Genomic DNA, 17,561 nt, shown 5'->3' with positions numbered 1-17,561 from the left:
TGGGCTTACTCAAATGAGAACCGCCATGAAGGGGAATACTACGCATCTCTGGCGTGTCGAACGAGTGAGGAAAGGCCCAATGTAACGGCTGCAGGCATTGCATTGGCGCCATTCATCGTATCGGTACAAAGAGGGATGCGAGAGAGAGTGATTCGCAACTTGAACATGGTCTGACTCTTGCTCCATACGGCACGCATGGAAGCCAGATCAACGGGACCAAAATAACTCATCTACAGGAGACAGGCGCATATGCATGAAAATTTTCGGTATGCGGTTGCATTCAACGGCGAGATAAGAGTGAGAAGAGATTCGTAGTTCCGCTCCGATGCCAGCCAATTTTTTCCGCGATCGGCAACAGGGAGCATGGCGGGGAAACGGCGGATGGCATCTAACCGCGGCGCGGCTTGCGATTCATCTTGTTCAATTAGGCTGTCAGGTAAAAAATAATGTTCAATGAACTCAGTGTTGCTTGCTATGAGAACGAGGTTCCGTCTTTCGTTGAATCGGCGATGGAACGCTTATATGGAAACATCTTTTCTTCGCTTCTGGAGTTCCGGGTGTATGGCTGGGTAGCCGGAACGACCAGTACCTACGTCGTAAATGAAAACGGCGAAATCAGAACCCTGCTGCTATTCAAGAAACAGCAGCGCAAGGTGCAGGTGCTCAATGAAGGCATCCGCCTGCCGGAAGAGGAAATGCGGCGCTTTTCCAATTTCATTTTCTCGAAATATGACGATGTGGATGCCATTTCATTCAAGGCAATCGAGACCGATCTGAAACGGCTTTCGTTTCCGCATCAGCGCTTCAATCATCTGGAAGACATCACGCTGCAGCTGCCGGAAAGTGCGGAAACCTACCTCGCCAGTCTCGGCAAGAACACACGCCGCAACATCAAGCGCTATACGGACAGGTTGAAGAAGACATTTCCGTCGTTTGAGTTCCAGGTGTATGAAGCGGGCGATATCAGGGAAGAAGACCTGCGCGCCATGATCGAATTCAACCGCCAGAGAATGGCGGGTAAGAATATCGAGTCTGTCATCGATGAGAGTGAAACGAAGCGCATCATTGCCCTGGCCAAGGCGTGCGGCCTGGTGGGGATCGCAAGGATAGACGGGCGCATCGCCGCCGGCGCGCTGAGCTTCCGCGCAGGGCAAAACTACTTTTTGAACGTGCTGGCGCATGATCCTCGCTACGATGATTACTGGGTCGGTTTCCTGTGCTGCTATCAAACCGTCTGCGAGTGCATCAGTCGCGCCGGAAAGGAATTCCATTTCCTGTGGGGGCGCTACGATTACAAGTTCACCCTCGGCGCCGTCCAGCGCGATCTGGACAATGTGACGATCTACCGCTCGCGGCTGAGGCAGATACTGCATCCGGGGATAGCTTGGACTCAAGCCAAGGATGGCTATCTGCGCCAGACCAAGGTCTGGGTCAAGTATGGCGAAACCAGGCTTGCGCAGCACGTGCGACAACTGATCAAGCGCGTACGGGAAATGAAGAGGGCTGCGGAAAGTTTCGTTCACGGCAGAACCGCGACCTGAATGTCTGTGCACGCGGTTTGCATTGAAGTTGCATGAAAACCGCAAATGCCGCCCGCGAATTCAGCGGGGGCCGGCTGCTTGTAAGGATAAACGCGGCCGGCATGATATTGCCGAACTGGTTGATGGTGAAGGACGCCAAACCGGTTCGTAATCGCATTTGTCACAGCCCTGCCCGAAGCCACGGTCGGCGTCAAAAATTGCCACGCCGCAGCTGGCAAAATTTCGCCTGGTTGCCACGTGCTGGCAATGTTTTGAACTACCTTCCTTTATGTATCGACTACATGCAATACAGTCCGACCGGCAAAAGATGCCGCGCGTCAAAATCACTTCGGGTTTTGCCTGATTTCATGATTTACGTCATTTGCCGCAATGGCACAAACACTACCATTAGCCCATGACAAAACTCGCACTTATCACCAACGAACCGCCTCCGTATCGGATTCCGGTTTTCAACCGTATCGCACGCATCCCGGGCATTACGCTACAAGTCATTTTCTGTGCCCGTCGAGAGCCGAACAGGCATTGGGACCTGCCAGCCTTCGAGTTCGACCATTGCTTCCTCAAGGAACGCATTACGACGGTCAAGGGGCGTTACATCCACAATAATCCGGATGTCGTTCTGGCCTTGAAGCGCTTCGGACCGGATGTCATCGTGTCCGACGGACTCAACCCGACTCAGCTCTATGGCTTCGCCTATGCCTTGTTCAAAGGCATACCTCATGTGCCGCTCACCGATGGTACCTACGAGTCCGAGCTGGGCTTGAGCAAGGTGCACAAGGCGATACGCCGCATCGTGTATCGGAAATCGAAGGCCTTCCTTTCCGCCAGCATGGGCGGCCAGCGTCTCTTCGAGAGCTATGGCGTGGCGCCGGAACAGTGCTTCAAGTCCTATCTTTGCATCGACAACGATGCATACCAGCGTACGCCTGAGTACGATGGGGAAAAATACGATCTGGTTTTCTGCGGACGCATGGTGCCCGAAAAAGGACCGGTTTTCGCTCTCGAAGTTGCGGAAGCCCTGGCACGCCGTATCGGTCGCCGGGCAAGCATCCTGTTCGTGGGATCCGGCAGCGAAGAAGCGCGCCTGAAGGCGGCGGCGCAAGGCAAGCAGGCTCTGGTGCATGCGCACTTCCACGGCTTCGCCAAGCAGGGCGAATTGCCCGGACTCTATCGTTCGGCGCGCCTGTTCCTGTTTCCGACGCACGCGGATGTATGGGGCGTGGTCGCGAATGAAGCCTGTGCTTCCGGTCTGCCGGTCATCGTGACGCCGTACGCCGGTGTCGCCGGAGAACTGGTACAGGACGGAGAGAACGGCTATGTGCTTGATCTTGACGTTGAAGTTTGGGCAGAGAAGGCGGCAAAACTGCTGGCGGACAAGGAACTGTGGGAAAGATTCTCGCGTCGTAGTCTTTCGCTTGTAAGAGAGTACAGCTTCGACAATGCGGCAATTGGCGTCGTGGATGCCTGCCGTCATGCATTATCGTCCGGAGCATCACCCAGAGAAAGCCGGGCTGTCAGTTCGTGAACAATAGAGACAGACTCACGGCAGCGGCGGTATCATGGTTCCGGCGAGTCTGCGGGGAGGAGCTTTCGGTACACTGCGCAAAGGCGGATGCCAGATGGATGCGAAAGTGGCCGTAAGCAAAAGTAAAAACGAGTGGAGTCAATGATGGGCCCTATGTTTACCTGTTCAATCGATGACGGCCATCCGTCCGATCTGAAGACAGCGGAACTGCTCAGCAAACATGGTTTGAGCGGCACATTTTTCGTGCCAATCCGTAATTGCGAAGGCGACGCGGTATTGCCGGACGAAGAGATCCGGGAATTGGGCCGGCGGTTCGAGATCGGTTCGCACACGATGGACCATCGCTATCTGAAAAAAGTCGATATCTGGCATGCCTATCACCAGATCATGGACGGCAAGAAATATCTGGAAGACGTGCTTGGACGTCCGGTCAACGGCTTCTGCTACCCGGGCGGCCGTTATAAGCGTCGTGACGTCGAGCTCGTGCATGCGTGCCGGTTCACCTATGCCCGCACCACGATGAACCTGTGCTTCGGCGCCGGCAACCGTCCGTTCGAAATGCCGACGACGCTCCAGTTTTATCCGCACGACCGTTCTGTCTACATCCGCAATTTCGCGGGTTCGGGCAACTGGCTCGATCGCACAGCCGGCCTGCAGCTGGCGCTCCAGCATGGCGACTGGATCAAGCGTCTCTATGCGATGTTCGATTACGCGGTACGCACCCGTGGCGTATTCCATCTGTGGGGGCATTCGAAACAGTTCGATGAGCTGAATGCCTGGAAGCAGCTCGATGAATTCTTCGGACATGTGGCGCGGCATGTAACGGCGCAAGACCGTCTCAGCAACGAAGAACTCGCGATACGTTCATTGTGGGTGCCCGACGCCCGCACGCCGGTCGCGGAGTCCGCGTAGGTCAAGTCAGGCGCGATACAGGACTGCGCTGCAGGGCAGGGCGCATCAATGTGAAACAATGCCGAACTCACCTCCACGCTTGCCTGCAGGACCATGCAAGTCCATGCAAGTCCATGCAAGCGTATGCAAGCGTGTCCTTGAACCCCGAATGAGAGCGCTTCCGGCTTGACTTGCCTGCAGGCCGGTCCGCGGACGAAGGCGTGGTGACGCGACACGGCGGGGGCGGCGCCCCCGGGCCATGGGAAGGAGGACTCGGCGGCCTCACACAGCGCAGTGCTGCCGGCAAAGCGCCCGGGATCGACAGTACAGTCAAGCCGAAAGCGCTCTAGCCAGCAAGCGCATCTCCACGCATTTCTCCTGCCTCCATTTGCGCCGCCTCTATCAGCCTCTGCCTGTCGATTCCCAACAAAGCAAGAGTACGGGACGCCACGCCGTGCTCAAAGGCCGCAATCACCTCGATCACATGCGCCCCGAGCAACGGCACGCCGGCGTCCGTCTTCTTCCGGTTCGCCAGCTGCTGCATGAATGCCTGCACCTGAGGCCTGCTCTGGTAGAGTCCTTTGCCGGGCGATATGCCGTCTGCTCCGTGCTGCATTGAGGGCGGCTGCGGCGCATCGATGCCGATGCCTTTGAGCGCCTTCTCGTATTGGTCGGCAATCGCCTGGCGGAAGGCATCCGGGTTCGCCCCGATGCGTTCGAATGCCTTGCGGGCCGTGCCGTCGGGCAGGTCCAGGGCGGCGAGAACGAAATGTTCCAGTCCCGGCGCCTGCTGGCCATCCGCATTTGCATGCTTTTCCGCGCCGAGACACAGGCTTTTGATCGTGCGCATATCGCTGATGCGCTGCATGAACATGCGAAGCATGTCGGCTCCTATTCAGGAATATCGTTTGAATGAAGCGTCCCCGCGAGGCGCTTGTGCGCGGCCTGCTTGGAAACGCCGAGGGCATCAGCCACTTGAGCCCATGACCAGCCTTGCCGGATGGCGTTGGCGACCGCGAGCCGTTCCAGCTTGTCTGCCATCCGTCGAAGCGCAACCACGGCTGCAAGCGCCTCTTCGGGGGCATCGGGAGAGGGAAGAGACGTAGGATCAATCATGCGTCAATATTAGTTGACGCTGGTGGCGTCGTCAACAAAGATTGACGATCTAATACCAATCCCATGGCAGAACATGCCATGAGACCGCGCCTTTTTTCCGCCTGCCCGCGTTGCGCTCGTCACCCATAGCCCCGCTATGGATTCCTCCCGCGCCTTGCCAGTCGAAAAAATCCATTGGTCTCATCTGTCACGTTCTGCCATGGGATTGGTATAAGCTGAATGGTGATTCGATGGCGATGGAGCGAAGATTGCACGCGGCGCAACCCGGCTGCTCGTGCAGGAAGGCGTGAAGACGCCGGCATGGTGCCGGCGCCGTGATTTCACTTCACCTTGGTCATCAGGCCTTGGGCGAGGTCAACCGGGCGCTTCATGCCGGGTGTCTCCGATGCCGGTCCGGCCAGCGGGTTGTCGACACGCGCGACATACTGCTCACCGAGCAGCTTGGAAGCCTTGGTATTGATATGGTTGGCATCTTTGTACAGTGCGACATTACCCATGTAGGTCACGCATTCCTGCGTGGTGCACATGATCTTCTTGGGATCGATGATGCGGACCGACGGATAGCGTGCCTGTACTTTTTCGACAATCTGATCGACAGGAGTCTGGGTTTCGACCACGAAGCGATAGGGGATGTTGCAGTTGCGCTCGGCCGGCAGCCAGCCGCGTGTCCTGTGCAGGATGCATTGCGACAGGTCGGGTTCGAAATAAGGATTGTCCTTGAAGATCACCGGTATCGCGCCTGCCTCGACCACCTTGCCGGTCATGTACATCATTTCCTTTTCCAGGTCGCGCCAGGGCTCCGAAGCCCAGAAGCCGGCCATGACGACGTACTTGACGCTCGGTGCAAGCGCCAGCAGATCAAGGTTGCGCTGCTGGCAGGTGTCAGGTCCTTTCTCGGGGTGCTTGTCGGTGACTTGCAAGGCGGTCGGGAAGCAAGTTCCCTGTACATGGTAGACCGCCTTCAATCCGGCTGACGTGGCCAGCGCATCGACGAAAGGTTTGAAATGGTGTGCATGCGAATCGCCCATCAGCAGCACTTCCGGCTTCGCCTGGCTCGTGTCGCCGAATGCGCAGTTGGCCATCAGGTAATCCATGGTGACCTTGCGATAGTCTTCCGCCCGGATCGAACAGGAGCGGGTCAGGTCGCGTTCGAAGGAGTAGCTGGAAATCAGTTCGCGCATGTCATCGGAAAAGCGGTAGGGCGCTCCTTCGGTCATGTAGGAAACCAGTCCAACCGACATGAAGGCGGCTGCCGGCAGCGCGTAGATCCGGGTGAATGCCTTCTTGAAGTTCAGGTTTCTGTTCTTGCGGACCGGGGTTTCGACGAACCGCCAGGTCAGCCAGGAAAGCAGGAATGCCAGAGTCACTGCGGCGATGCCTACGCCGAAGGTGATCTCGATGCGGCGATAGCGCAGGAAGGAGAAGATCGGCCAGTGCCACAGATAGAGGGAGTAGGAAATCAGCCCGATCGAAACCATCGGCCGGCTTGCCAGCAACGGCTTGAGCACGTTTTCCCGGGTGCCGGCGTAGATGACGAGCGCCGTGCCGATGCAGGGATACAGTGAATTGACGCCGGGGAAGGAGGTTCCTTTCTCAATCAGGAACATGGAGCCGAGCATCATGCCCATGCCGAGCATTACCAGAGAGTTGGAGGCGGCGGCGGAGCGCAGCGGGTATTTCTGTGAAATGAAGTAGGCCAGTGCACCGATGATGAGTTCATGCGCACGCGACGTCAGCAGGAAATAGGCCTTGATCTCGCTGGTCTTAATTTCCGATAGCACTGCGAAAGCTATGCCCGCCACCAGGAGGATGGGGATGATCTGCTTGCGGAAATAGCGGTACAGCAGGATCAGCAGGATCGGGAACAGGAAGTAGAACTGTTCTTCGACCGACAGCGACCAGGTATGCAGCAGCGGGAATTCCTCGGTCCGCTGGCCGAAGTAGCCCCAGCTCAGCATCGAGAAGAACACGTTCGACAGGAATGCCCAGGAGGCGGCGAGCGATGTCGTGTAGAAGATGTAGTCGTTCGGTATCAACAGGTAGGAGGAGATGACCAGCGTCACCAGCGCCACCACGATATACGCGGGAAAGATACGCTTGATGCGCCGCGTGTAGAAATCGGCAAAGGTGAACGTTTCGCTCTCGATGCCCTTGGCGATCAGTCCGGTGATGAGGAAACCCGAGATCACGAAGAAGATGTCAACACCGACGAATCCACCGGTCACGATCATCGAGCTCGCATGAAATGCGATCACCGCCAGCACCGCGATGGCGCGCAAACCATCGATATCCGGACGATAGGCTAGATGGGCAGTTGGATTCATCAATTTCTCCTGTTGCGTCGGCGGCTTGGTTTTGGGAAATCCAAAATATTATCAAGCAGACATATGATTGCATCGGCGCGTATTACCAATTTGATATGTCGTAAGACCAATGTCGGATGCAATGCAACTGTTGTATCGACATCCAGACTAAGTCGAACGGAAAGAGGCGGGTTATTTAGCGTTGGCGCATGTTGACCGCCCGCAAGCTCCCTAGGCGGTACCGATACGTGCCGGACGAATTCTCGTCCATTCACACATTCACTTATTCAAGCGTTGAGTCGAGATGACAAAGCCGCCCTTCAGGCGGCTTTGTCCCCGGTCAGTCGTCAATCCATGCGCGAGACCAGACGCCGTCGATGCGACCAGTCAGGCATCGCCCGCAGGAAGTTTCGCGGTGACGAATTGACGCAGGAAGCCGAACACAAACAGCGTATTGGTGACCATGTAGCGCTTGAACAGGCGCCGGGGTTCGGAAGCAAGCCGATACAGCCATTCCAGACCATTGCGCTGCCACCAGAGCGGAGCGCGCTTGATCACGCCGGCATGGTAATCGAAAGCGGCGCCGACACCGATCATCACCGCGTTGACGCGTCCGCGGTGGTCGGCCATCCATTTTTCCTGCTTCGGGCACCCCAGGCCGACGAATACCACGTTGGCGCCGGATTCGTTGATCATCTCGATGATCTGTTCATCCTCTTCGAGGGACAAGCTCCGGAAGGGCGGAGAGTAGGTGCCGCCGATACGCAGACGCGGGAACTGCCTGGCCAGGGTGACACGCAGCTTGGCCAGCGTGCTCTCGGTACTGCCATAGAAAAACACCACCTGGTCGAGCCGCTCGGCTTCCTCCAGGTATTTCATCATCAGGTCGGGGCCGTTGATGCGCTCCTGCATCGGGTGCCCGAGCCGGCGCAAGGCCCATGCGATGGGAGCGCCATCGGGCGTGGCCATGTCCGCGTTGTTCACGGCAATCTTGAATTCGACATCGCTGGTGGTCGTGACCACCGAATGGACGTTGCAGATGCAAACGTAACGGGATTGATGGTCCGCTCCCCAGCGCGTGATCTGCCCGACAGCCTCTTCCCAGGTAACGGCGTCGATGAAAGCTTCCAGTACTGCCTGGCCCTTACGCTGCATGGGCTTCTCTTGTGAGTGTGGAAATTGCATCTTCATATATGTCGATCAACAAGTCATAGTTGCGTTCAGGCGTGTACTTCGCCTCGTATTCTGCGCGCGCGGCACGGCCCATGCGCTTCATCTCTTCCGGATTGGCCGCGGCCCAAGCCATCTTGGCGGCCAGATCGGACGCGTCGCCCGGATTGAACAGCAATCCGGTTTCTCCGTCGCGCACGATATCGATCAGGGCGCCGAGACGGCTGGCAATCACGGGCAGTCCGCAAGAAAAGGCCTCGACGATGGTGCGCGGCGAATTCTCATAGCAGATGCTCGGCAGCACCAGGAACTGGGCGGTGCCCATGCGCTCCATGATGCGTTCCAGCGGCAGGAAGCCGAGCAGATGCTCGCCAAAGGCTTCCTTCGCCAGTGCCTCCAGTGGGCCGCTGCCAATGACGTCCACCGGCACACCTGGAGCCAGTTGCACGGCCCGTGCCAGCACGTCCAGCCCCTTCTCCGATGAAAGGCGGCCAACGTACATGCCACCGCTGCGCTGTTCCCATGTGGGATGCGCGGTGGAGCCGACAAAATTGGGCTTGATGCGGAAACGGCTGGCGGGAAGGCCGCCCTCGATGTATTTGTCGCGCGCAAAACTGTTGAGTGCGATATAGCGCGTGACCCGCTCGCGGTAAGTGCCGATGGCGCGATGGGTTGCCAGCATGCTGGTGATCACTGCCGACTGGACCGTGGAGTCGCGATAGCATTTTCGCGTCACGGCCCGCCATGGCAGCTTGCCGATGCAGTCTTCGCAGATCTTTCCGTCGCGCAGGAAGATCGCCTGGGGACAGAGCAGCCTGAAATTGTGCAAGGTCTGCACGACCGGTACATGGCGCCTGGCCGCCGCCCAGTAAAGCGACGGCGAGATCAGCGGAAAGGTGTTATGCACATGAATCACGTCCGGATGGAAGCGTTCGCACAAGCTTTCAATATCGCCTGCAGAGCGATGCGACCAGATGGCGGTCATTGCCGCCGCAGCGCGCGGCATGCTGTTGAGCGCGTCGTTGTGCTGGGCATAGACTTCCACTTCGTGTCCATGCTCGCGCAGCAGGGCAACTTCGGCATCGACGACGGCATCTTCGCCGCCGCGGTGCTGGTAGGCGTTATGGGCAATCAGGATCTTCATCGAAGACTCCAGCTTGATTCATTGCTGATTTCGTTGGCGGTGCGAACGATATGAATATGCATGGCGTCACCCGACCTTTCTTCCGCGCGCGTTGTAGGCGTCGTTGTCGTCGTGGCGTCTTCCGGCGGCATGCAGGCAGGCCTGGATGATGCCGTCGGCCGCATGATCGAAGGAATAGCCGGAAACCAGACCCAGGCTGCGCCTGGAAAAGCGCTGGTACAACGCGTCGTTGGACAGCAGCAGTTCCGCCCGGTCGATCCACTGTCCGAGGTCCAGCCCGCAGACGAAGCCGTTCTCTCCATCAAGCACGAGCTCGCCGGCGACTCCGGCTTCGGGAGCGACGATGACGGGCAGTCCGGCCGCGCAGGCCTCATTGGCGACCACGCCCCAGACGTCCCGCGCCGTCGGAAAGAGAAAGACTCTGGCTGCGGCATAGAGCGCCGGCAATTCATGCTGCTCTGCATGGCCGTTGATCGTGACGTCAACGCGCTGCGCCAGCTTGTCGGCCACGGCGTTCAGCTCGGCTTCCTGTTCCCCGCTGCCGACGAAGAGGATGCTGATTCGCCGGCCGAGGCGCGTAGCGAGTCCGTCGGCGACCTGGAGTGCGAACAGGGGATTCTTGTCGGCGACGATGCGGCCGCAAAACATCAGGTCGTATTGTTTCTGCTGAGCTCCGGCCTGGGCCGCATAGGCGTCATTGTCGATGCACAGGCAGGACAGGAAACTGGATTCGCGCGCGATGCCGTAATCGGCATACAGGCGCAGGCCTCCGAGGCTGGCGGCAATGAAGGCGCGGGAGCGGGCGTAGACGATACGGCGCACTGCTCGATGCCAGCGCGACAATGCGGCTTCCGAAATGTCGGTGCCATCCGTCATCGGCACATGCGGAACGTTACGGATGACGGAGTAGCCGAAGGCGTACAGAAAGGTCGGGTTGAATCCGGTCGTGACAATGACATCCGGTGCAATCCGGCTGAGCGCCGTCAGCACGTCCGGATTGTTATGGATATAGTTGGTGCCGCGCGTGACGAACCGCTCTTTCAGAAAGACATGATTGAAGCGCAGCGGCGGCAGTTGCCATTCCCGGTTAGGCTCGCGTTCGCTGCAGAAGACGGCATGCAGCTCGATGCCGGGCGCTTGGGCGATACGTTCATAAATGGGAATGCGAAAGGGCGGCGGGTGGTTTGTGACGAGCGCAATTCTGAGCACGGGGCTGTTGCCGTTCCTTCCGGAATGCGGCTTGAGCTCCTTGACTTCTGCTACGTGATTCTTGTTGTTCGTTCGTTCCATCAGCAAGTGTCATGGTGAATAAGGTGGCATGCCTGCCTTGTAGCGCCTGGCTGCCACGGCAGGCGAAAGCGCCTGCGAAATGCCGGACTGCATGGGCGGACCGGCTGAAATGCTTCATGTAGAAATCCTTTACGCTCCTTCGCGCTTGATCCTGCTTCGCCGGACGTCTCGTTCGGCACTGGCCATGCAGTTCAGTTCTGGCGTCCGGCTTGACAGCCATCTAGTGGTGTGCGGCCAGGTTCCGGCAATCCTGAACTTCATTCTGAATGGGGCCGCTGTTGCCGTTCGGTGTTAAATCAAAGGAAAGCTATTTCCGTACGACTCTTTTGTAACTTTCCTTAACCCGACGGGTACAGGGCGCCAACGTTGCATCGAAGCTTGCTGCACCTGCAGCATCTTGTGATGCATGACCATCATTTCGTGTCGTTCAAGGACGTACGAGTGCATGCGCAGACAGGGCACGGCGTGCCGTCCGCAGAAAAGAGGCAAGGCTGAAAGCGCCAGCGCGCTCAACCTGTCATGAACAAAGTCGAGCGCGCTGGCTGCGAGGCGGCGCTAGAAGAGGATCAAGGCTGTTGCCGCCGCCAATTGAGCAAGCCGTCGATTCGTCCTCGAACGACAGCCAGCCCGAGCGCGAGGTCTGAGCCGAAGGAGCCCGACATCAAAGGCTTGACGACTGGCGCGGCAAGGCCGCGGATGACGACCCATGAAGGAAGTTCATGTTTCGCCCACAAGGCGCCGGCACCGCGTGCACGCAGGCGGGCAGCATGGCGCGCCTGCGGGTTGGGGGCAGGAATCTTGACGGGATGGTGCACCTTGGCTTCGCTTTCGAAAGTCAGCAGTGCACCGGCACGCAGGGCGCGCAGGACCAGGTCGGTCTCTTCTCCCGCGCCGAAGAAAAGGCCGACGCCGAGCCGGCAATCGAAATTGCCGATCTGGTCAAAGAGCTTGCGGTGAAAGAACAGCTGGAAGGACGCGGTCGGCATGTCGCGGAAACGGCAGGACCGTTCCCAGGACAGGCTGGGCATCAGGTTGGGAGGCAAGCCTTCCTCGACCCATTGCACTGCCGCCCCCGAAAGCGGATCCTGGCAGGCGAAGCGATGCTTCAATTTTTCGAGAAGGTCGTTCTCGTACCAGCAATCGTCGTCGGGGAAACCGATCCAGTCGCCGACGGCCGCTTCAATCCCGACATTGCGTGCTGCGGAAAGATTGGCCGGATGATGCCTCATGTGCTTGATCTGCAGCCCCAGCATGCGTCCGCGCTGTATGTAGGGCACAAGCCTGTCGTCCTCGTTCTGATCGACGACAATCACTTCGAAGTCCTTGAATGTCTGCGCTGCAAACGAATCGAACAACGGCCGGAGTTCGGCTGTGCGTCCAACTGTGGCGACGATGAGTGATACGGCTGTCATGGCGATTACCCCCTTGCTCCGGCGCGGATGGCGCGTTGGCGTCTCACGAAATAGCGTGCGTAGTGTTCTAGTTTTTCAATCGGGTTTTTCCCGGCGTAGGCGTTTCGTACGCGCATGTCTTCCGCCATGGCGGCCAGGCGGGTCTGGGTCGAGCTCGACAGGCTGCCCTCGTGTTCGCGGAATGCCGCCAGCGCCTCGTCGATCTGCACCGGTTCCGCCATGCGAGCCAGACGAAGCCACAGGTCGTAGTCCATCGCGTATTTGAGCTTGGTGTCGAAGCAGCCGGCCTTGACCATGAGGTCGCGCCGCACAAATGTCGCGGGGTGGGGCACATAGTTCCCGCGCAGCAGGCTGGCATAGGAGAAGCGCGGCGAGACATAATTGTCCGGATAGAGCTTGCCATTGATCAGCGCCTCGGTTCTGCCGAAGAGCCAGCCTTTCCCGGTCGTCTCCAGGTGATGCGCCACGGTCGACAGAACGGTGGGCTTCAAGTAGTAATCGTCCGAATGCAGATGGGCGATCACGTCGCCGGTCGCCACGCGCACACCTTCATTCATCGCCCGGCTGACTCCGCCGCGCACGTTCTCCAGCAGGGTGTAAGGACGATTGAGCGAACGTATGATGTCGAGGGTCCCATCATCGGAACCGCCGTCGACAAAGATGTACTCGATGTGCGGGTAATCCTGTGAAAGCACCGAGTTAATAGAATCGCGCAGGAAGCTTGCGCTGTTCCAGGTGCAGGTAATGATGGAAAAAGTAAGTGGCATAAATCAAACCTTTCAGCTGTTGGTGCTTATTGGTGCTTGGTAGTACATATCGGCGCTATTGGTGTCCACCGGACACTTGATAAAGTTTTAGCAGGCTGGCTGCAGCTGCATCGGCGCCGCCCATCCCTGCCGGAGCGAAGCCGTATGATTTCTGCGGCCGGAAGTTCAGCAGGTCGTCAACGAGCGCGTCCATCGTGTCGTGGAGCCGCAACTGGGACTTGTCTGCGGCATAGATGGCCAGTTCCGGAGTTCCGCCCAGATCCAGGGCGAAAACCGGCTTGCCGAGAAAAAGCCCTTCCAGTACGGTGGTGGCGCAGGGTTCCTCCCAGATGGACGGAACGACGACAATGTCCGCCTCTGAAGCCAGCTTGAGCGTGAGATGGGGGGCGGTCCAGCCCAGAAAGCGGATGCGGCTGGATTCAAATTCCTTCTTGAGGCGTTGTTCATCCGGACCATCGCCGGCGATCGTGATGTGCACATGTTCAGGGAGACGTCCAGCGCTTGCCCGCAGAAAGGCTTCAATGCCCTTGGGCGGGTATATCTTTCCCGCGATGAAGACGTTCACCGTACCGTCCTGCGACGAGCCCTTGGCATTCATTCGGATCTGCTCAAGGTAAGCCCGATCTATGAAGTTGTGAATAGTGGTGCCCCACGGTCCCGGTCCAGCTGTCCGGCTGAAATTCTTGATGAGTCTTTCCGATACGAATACGGTTTTGTGACGCTTGAATCCATCCATGACCTCGCGACGGAACTGTACTACTGCCATCTTCGACACCGTGCGCTGCAGCGCGTTGGGATTGTCGCGCATGCACTGTGCGCATTCTTCAGGATCGATGGATTTGCAAATTTCACCCCGACGAAACCTCGTGTGGGCCAAACAGTCGCTGCCTTGGTCGTGGCGGGTCTGGACGAAATTGATACTCCGGGGCAGATAGTGTGCGACGTTCGGAAGGTGGCCGTGATAATGAACGACGTCATAGTCGCCGGCCCGCCGAAGAATGGTCTGCGCGAAGCGTTTCGCAATGACCGATCTTTTCATGGGCATGAAAACTCCCAGGCTGGTTTCTTTCCAGCCTGCATGTTGCCCGGATAATTCTCCGAAGAAGCGACCGCCGAACTCTCCCTCTTCTCCGCATATCTCAATCGGATTGTCGGCGTTGCCGAGCACGTCGACCTTATGCCCGGCGCGAACCAGTGCGCGTGCAAGAGTCAACACATGCTTGGCAAGTCCGCCCATGTTTTTGTAAGGAATGTCTTCGCTGACAAGCAGAATACGCATGCAGTTTCACCTCATGAACGGAATCGACGTGCCATGGACAGCATGGCTGCGCGTTCGTCGACACCGACGATAAAGAACAGGCCGGCTAGCGCCAGTGTGAAAAGTGCGGCCGACACGATGACTACAGTGCTCAGCAAGCCGGTCGGAACCAGCCATTTCATCGGCACCAGCACGCAAATGATGATGGCGCCGATCGCGAGACTGCGACCGAAGCCGCTGCTCAGGCTTTCCTTGAAACTGATGGGAACCGTGCGGCCGTGGACGAACAGGAGGAAGCCCAGGCCGAGCACCACAGACGAAATCAGATGTCCGCTGGCCGCACCGATGATGCCGCCGAACTGGGTGCCGAGATACACCATGGCAACCCCGCAAAGCCCGTTGGCGAGCGCAAAGCGGCCGGTCACGCGGGGATGTCCAAGCGCATCGTTCACCAGCGAAGGAACGTTGGTCAGGGAGTCGACCAGCAGCGCGAGCGTCATCAGCACCAGGACGGGATAACCCTGGGAAATGAACTCCTCTCCTACCCAGCGCCGCAGGAATTCGTCACCTGCAAGAACGATCACGCCGAGCGCGGCGAAGTTTATGTAGGTGACATAGCGTGTCACGCCGAGGTAGACCGGGCGCAGTTCATTGATCTTGCCGGCTCCGGCCAGTGCCGAGGCGCGCGGGTAGATCACGCTCGAGAGGCGGTATGTCAGGCCGAGAATGCGTCCGGCAAGCGTCGCGGGAACCGTATAGAAGGTGAGGGCAACCGGACCGGCAATGGCGCCGACGATGACCTTGTCGGCATGCTGGTGCAGGGTCGATGCGATCTTGCTCAGGTAGGCATAGGCGCTGAAGGAGGTAAGCGCCTTGCGCACATCTGCCCGCGGCCAGCGCATTTCCATGTTGATGTCGAAGCTCCGGATCAGCCACATCAGATAGAGCACATTGAGCGCCGACACGCTGACACGGGCGATGATGACGCCGACGATCCCCGCGCCGGCCATTGCCGCGGCGACCGAAGCAAGATTGACGAGCACGCCGAAGAAAGCTTCGCTCTGCGCGGAGCGGTCGTAGCGCTGCAGAGCTTGCGGCACGACCAGCAGGTAATTCTGTGCCTGCGTCAGTGCGAACCCGAGCCCGGCCAACTGGAAGGAAGTGATGGTGGCCGCCTTCATTTCCGACGACACTTCGAAGAAACGCGCCACCAGCATGTCGGCCGCGAAGTAAATGCCGAGCGCCCCGATCAGTCCAAGCGTGCCGTAGAACATGATGCCGAACCAGAAGGTTTCGGCAAACCGCTCTCTGTCGTTGGACGCGTGGTGCTCGGCCAGATACTTGATCGACCCGGCGCTCAGGTTGATGTCAAGCACGCCGAAATAGCCGATCACGGATCCGACGAGAGTAACGATGCCGAAGCCTTCAACGCCCAGCGAATGGATGAGGAGAGGCACGGTGGCCAGCGCGACCACCATGGGGATGGCCGAGCCGCTCAGGTTCCAGAGAGAGTTACGCAGTAGCATATTGTTGTGTACGCATGATGTAAGTACGAACCTGGTAGTTCTGCAGTCCGACGGCAATGAACGGCATTGCCATGGTCAGACCGAACAGAAGCATGGTCCGGAATTCGATGATAGGGGTGCCGATCAAAAAGGTCGGGATCCAGAATAGAAACCCTGCAAAGCCTGCATCCGACAGTAGGGCGGCCTTGCCGTACAAGTGCTTGCGGTAGCGAAGATAAAAGGCAACGTAGGACGCCAGCATGCCGATGAAAATCATTACGCCAACAATGCCGCCCTTGAGGATCAGGTGCCCGAAGCCGGAGTGAACGAAGCCCCAGTTTCCTTCGTGAAAGGCAAGGCGCTCGCGATCGCCGGTGAAGGTTCCCCAGGTGCCGCGTCCGAACAGCCAGTGACCGTCCATGCTCTGCGCCGCGGCATACAGTTCGTAGAAGCGGCTGTTCTTGATGCCGCCGCTGCGGGAAGGCGAGATGTCATAGATCAGGGAAGACAGGATGCCGCCGCCCTGGGTCGTGTTGAATTGCAGGCGCTGCTCGAAGAATGTCGTGGCGACGATGGACAGCGCGAGCGCCGCGGCGCAGGCGAAGAAGATCTTGCGCTTGCCCGGCAGGCGGAAAAACAGGAATGCAAACATCAGGCCGATGCCGATCAGCGATGAGCGGCGGAAGGAAAGTGCGACTGCGGCAACCTCAAGGACGACTACACCGATCAGGAAGATGCGTGTATAGATATTCAGCTTGATGCCGGGAGTGGTCAGCAGCCAGGCTGCGCAGAATGCGGCAAGTGCTGCGACGAAGTTGTCGCTGATATCAAAGAAAAAGATCTTGATGTCCAGACCTTCGAAGTTCCGGTATGGATTGGAAGTGTCGCCTTCGAACAGGAAGTAGCGCACCGCGCCGAAGATGCCACGTCCGACCGCAACGAAGATGATCATGAACAGCAGCGTCGTGGTGTCCTTGTCGTTCTCGAAGGCCAGGATCAACAGATACATGAAAGCGAACATGTTGATGACGTTGATCATGCCCGCCAGATTGAGGATCACATCCAGTTCAATGCCGACCATCAGGCCTATCACGACATGCCCGAGCATCACGAAGAAGAATGCCAGGAAATACTTGTTCATTGGGGGCGCCAGCTGCGGTCCCTGGGGGTTGGCCAGTCTTCGGATCAACACCCCTACGCCGGCAATCACCAGCACGATATTAAGCAGCGAAAAGTAAAACAGACCTACGCCGCGCGAGTAGATGTTTCCGCTGTCCGTATTGAGTTGTCCCCAGGTGGAGTCGGCGAAAATGAACAACACGGCAAGAAAGCCGAACGCCACGTATTTGGGAGCCTTGAATACGAATGCGAAGACGAACGGAATCAGAAAGCAGGCCGCAATCATGTTGATCATGACTTCGGTGGGCGACGTGAGTGGTGGTGTAATCATGACTGTGCTGGATGAATTTGAGGCGAGGCACCTTGCTGGATATCCCGTCGGTGTAACCGGCACGCTGGCGTCTGGCTGGTGCCGGCTGGCCTGGAACCGGGCGCCGGATTCAGGTACTACTCAAATCGGTATTCGTGTGATGCTCCGTATGTTCATTGCGGAGATCAGACCTGCAGCAGGAAGCTGCTG

Annotated in this window: 15 protein-coding genes; 4 read left to right on the top strand and 11 right to left on the bottom strand. The window is 58.2% G+C overall.

Translation table 11 applies throughout. The annotated features are described in order from the left end of the window. Window positions 1-509: 509 nt before the first annotated feature. The 4 genes from IGW03_RS05720 (at window position 510) to IGW03_RS05705 (ending at window position 3,978) form a co-directional block, all read left to right on the top strand. Entirely contained in the window at window positions 510-1,541 is a 1,032-nt protein-coding gene (locus IGW03_RS05720; RefSeq protein WP_228535065.1) for a GNAT family N-acetyltransferase, read from the top strand. A gap of 32 nt (window positions 1,542-1,573) precedes the next feature. After that, window positions 1,574-1,939, top strand: a complete 366-nt coding sequence (locus IGW03_RS05715; protein WP_194721540.1) for a hypothetical protein — start codon at window positions 1,574-1,576, stop codon at window positions 1,937-1,939. After that, window positions 1,936-3,066 carry a glycosyltransferase family 4 protein gene (locus tag IGW03_RS05710; RefSeq protein WP_194721539.1) on the top strand — a complete coding sequence of 377 codons (1,131 nt, stop codon included), beginning with the start codon at window positions 1,936-1,938 and terminating at the stop codon, window positions 3,064-3,066. The genes IGW03_RS05715 and IGW03_RS05710 overlap by 4 nt, the downstream gene beginning before the upstream one ends. A gap of 153 nt (window positions 3,067-3,219) precedes the next feature. Further along, window positions 3,220-3,978 (top strand): polysaccharide deacetylase family protein, encoded by a 759-nt coding sequence (locus IGW03_RS05705; RefSeq protein WP_228535063.1) that lies wholly within the window; start codon window positions 3,220-3,222, stop codon window positions 3,976-3,978. A 325-nt stretch (window positions 3,979-4,303) separates the two neighbouring features. On the opposite strand, the gene IGW03_RS05700 is transcribed toward IGW03_RS05705, so the two are convergent. From IGW03_RS05700 to IGW03_RS05650, 11 genes are all read right to left on the bottom strand, one after another. Continuing rightward, complete coding sequence (locus IGW03_RS05700; RefSeq protein ID WP_194721538.1) at window positions 4,304-4,840, bottom strand: Clp protease N-terminal domain-containing protein; 537 nt, start codon at window positions 4,838-4,840, stop codon at window positions 4,304-4,306. Between the two features lie 8 nt (window positions 4,841-4,848). Further along, window positions 4,849-5,073 (bottom strand): helix-turn-helix domain-containing protein, encoded by a 225-nt coding sequence (locus tag IGW03_RS05695; protein WP_194721537.1) that lies wholly within the window; start codon window positions 5,071-5,073, stop codon window positions 4,849-4,851. 320 nt (window positions 5,074-5,393) lie between these two features. Continuing rightward, window positions 5,394-7,397 carry an acyltransferase family protein gene (locus IGW03_RS05690; protein WP_194721536.1) on the bottom strand — a complete coding sequence of 668 codons (2,004 nt, stop codon included), beginning with the start codon at window positions 7,395-7,397 and terminating at the stop codon, window positions 5,394-5,396. A 366-nt stretch (window positions 7,398-7,763) separates the two neighbouring features. After that, window positions 7,764-8,531 (bottom strand): WecB/TagA/CpsF family glycosyltransferase, encoded by a 768-nt coding sequence (locus IGW03_RS05685; RefSeq protein ID WP_194721535.1) that lies wholly within the window; start codon window positions 8,529-8,531, stop codon window positions 7,764-7,766. Then, window positions 8,521-9,690, bottom strand: a complete 1,170-nt coding sequence (locus IGW03_RS05680; RefSeq protein WP_194721534.1) for a glycosyltransferase — start codon at window positions 9,688-9,690, stop codon at window positions 8,521-8,523. The genes IGW03_RS05685 and IGW03_RS05680 overlap by 11 nt, the downstream gene beginning before the upstream one ends. A gap of 66 nt (window positions 9,691-9,756) precedes the next feature. After that, window positions 9,757-10,980: a glycosyltransferase gene (locus IGW03_RS05675; RefSeq protein ID WP_194721533.1), complete on the bottom strand. Its 1,224-nt coding sequence runs from the start codon at window positions 10,978-10,980 to the stop codon at window positions 9,757-9,759. A 566-nt stretch (window positions 10,981-11,546) separates the two neighbouring features. Beyond that, window positions 11,547-12,392: a glycosyltransferase family 2 protein gene (locus tag IGW03_RS05670; protein ID WP_194721532.1), complete on the bottom strand. Its 846-nt coding sequence runs from the start codon at window positions 12,390-12,392 to the stop codon at window positions 11,547-11,549. Window positions 12,393-12,397: 5 nt separating this feature from the next. Further along, a complete protein-coding gene (locus IGW03_RS05665; RefSeq protein ID WP_194721531.1) occupies window positions 12,398-13,159 on the bottom strand; it encodes a glycosyltransferase family 2 protein in 762 nt (253 codons plus the stop codon). Between the two features lie 55 nt (window positions 13,160-13,214). After that, the gene (locus tag IGW03_RS05660) at window positions 13,215-14,438 is read right to left on the bottom strand and encodes a glycosyltransferase family 4 protein (RefSeq protein WP_194721530.1); all 1,224 of its coding nucleotides are present in this window, start codon (window positions 14,436-14,438) and stop codon (window positions 13,215-13,217) included. 11 nt (window positions 14,439-14,449) lie between these two features. Continuing rightward, window positions 14,450-15,943 (bottom strand): oligosaccharide flippase family protein, encoded by a 1,494-nt coding sequence (locus IGW03_RS05655; RefSeq protein WP_194721529.1) that lies wholly within the window; start codon window positions 15,941-15,943, stop codon window positions 14,450-14,452. Next, on the bottom strand, window positions 15,930-17,372 hold the full coding sequence (locus tag IGW03_RS05650) for an O-antigen ligase family protein (protein WP_194721528.1): 1,443 nt from the start codon (window positions 17,370-17,372) through the stop codon (window positions 15,930-15,932). The genes IGW03_RS05655 and IGW03_RS05650 overlap by 14 nt, the downstream gene beginning before the upstream one ends. Window positions 17,373-17,561 lie beyond the last annotated feature (189 nt).

This window comes from Noviherbaspirillum malthae (genome assembly GCF_015352985.1).
GTDB classification, from domain to species: Bacteria; Pseudomonadota; Gammaproteobacteria; order Burkholderiales; family Burkholderiaceae_D; genus Noviherbaspirillum; species Noviherbaspirillum malthae.
The sequence above is the reverse complement of the archived record's forward strand: the minus strand, read 5'-3'. Positions and strand labels throughout refer to the sequence as shown.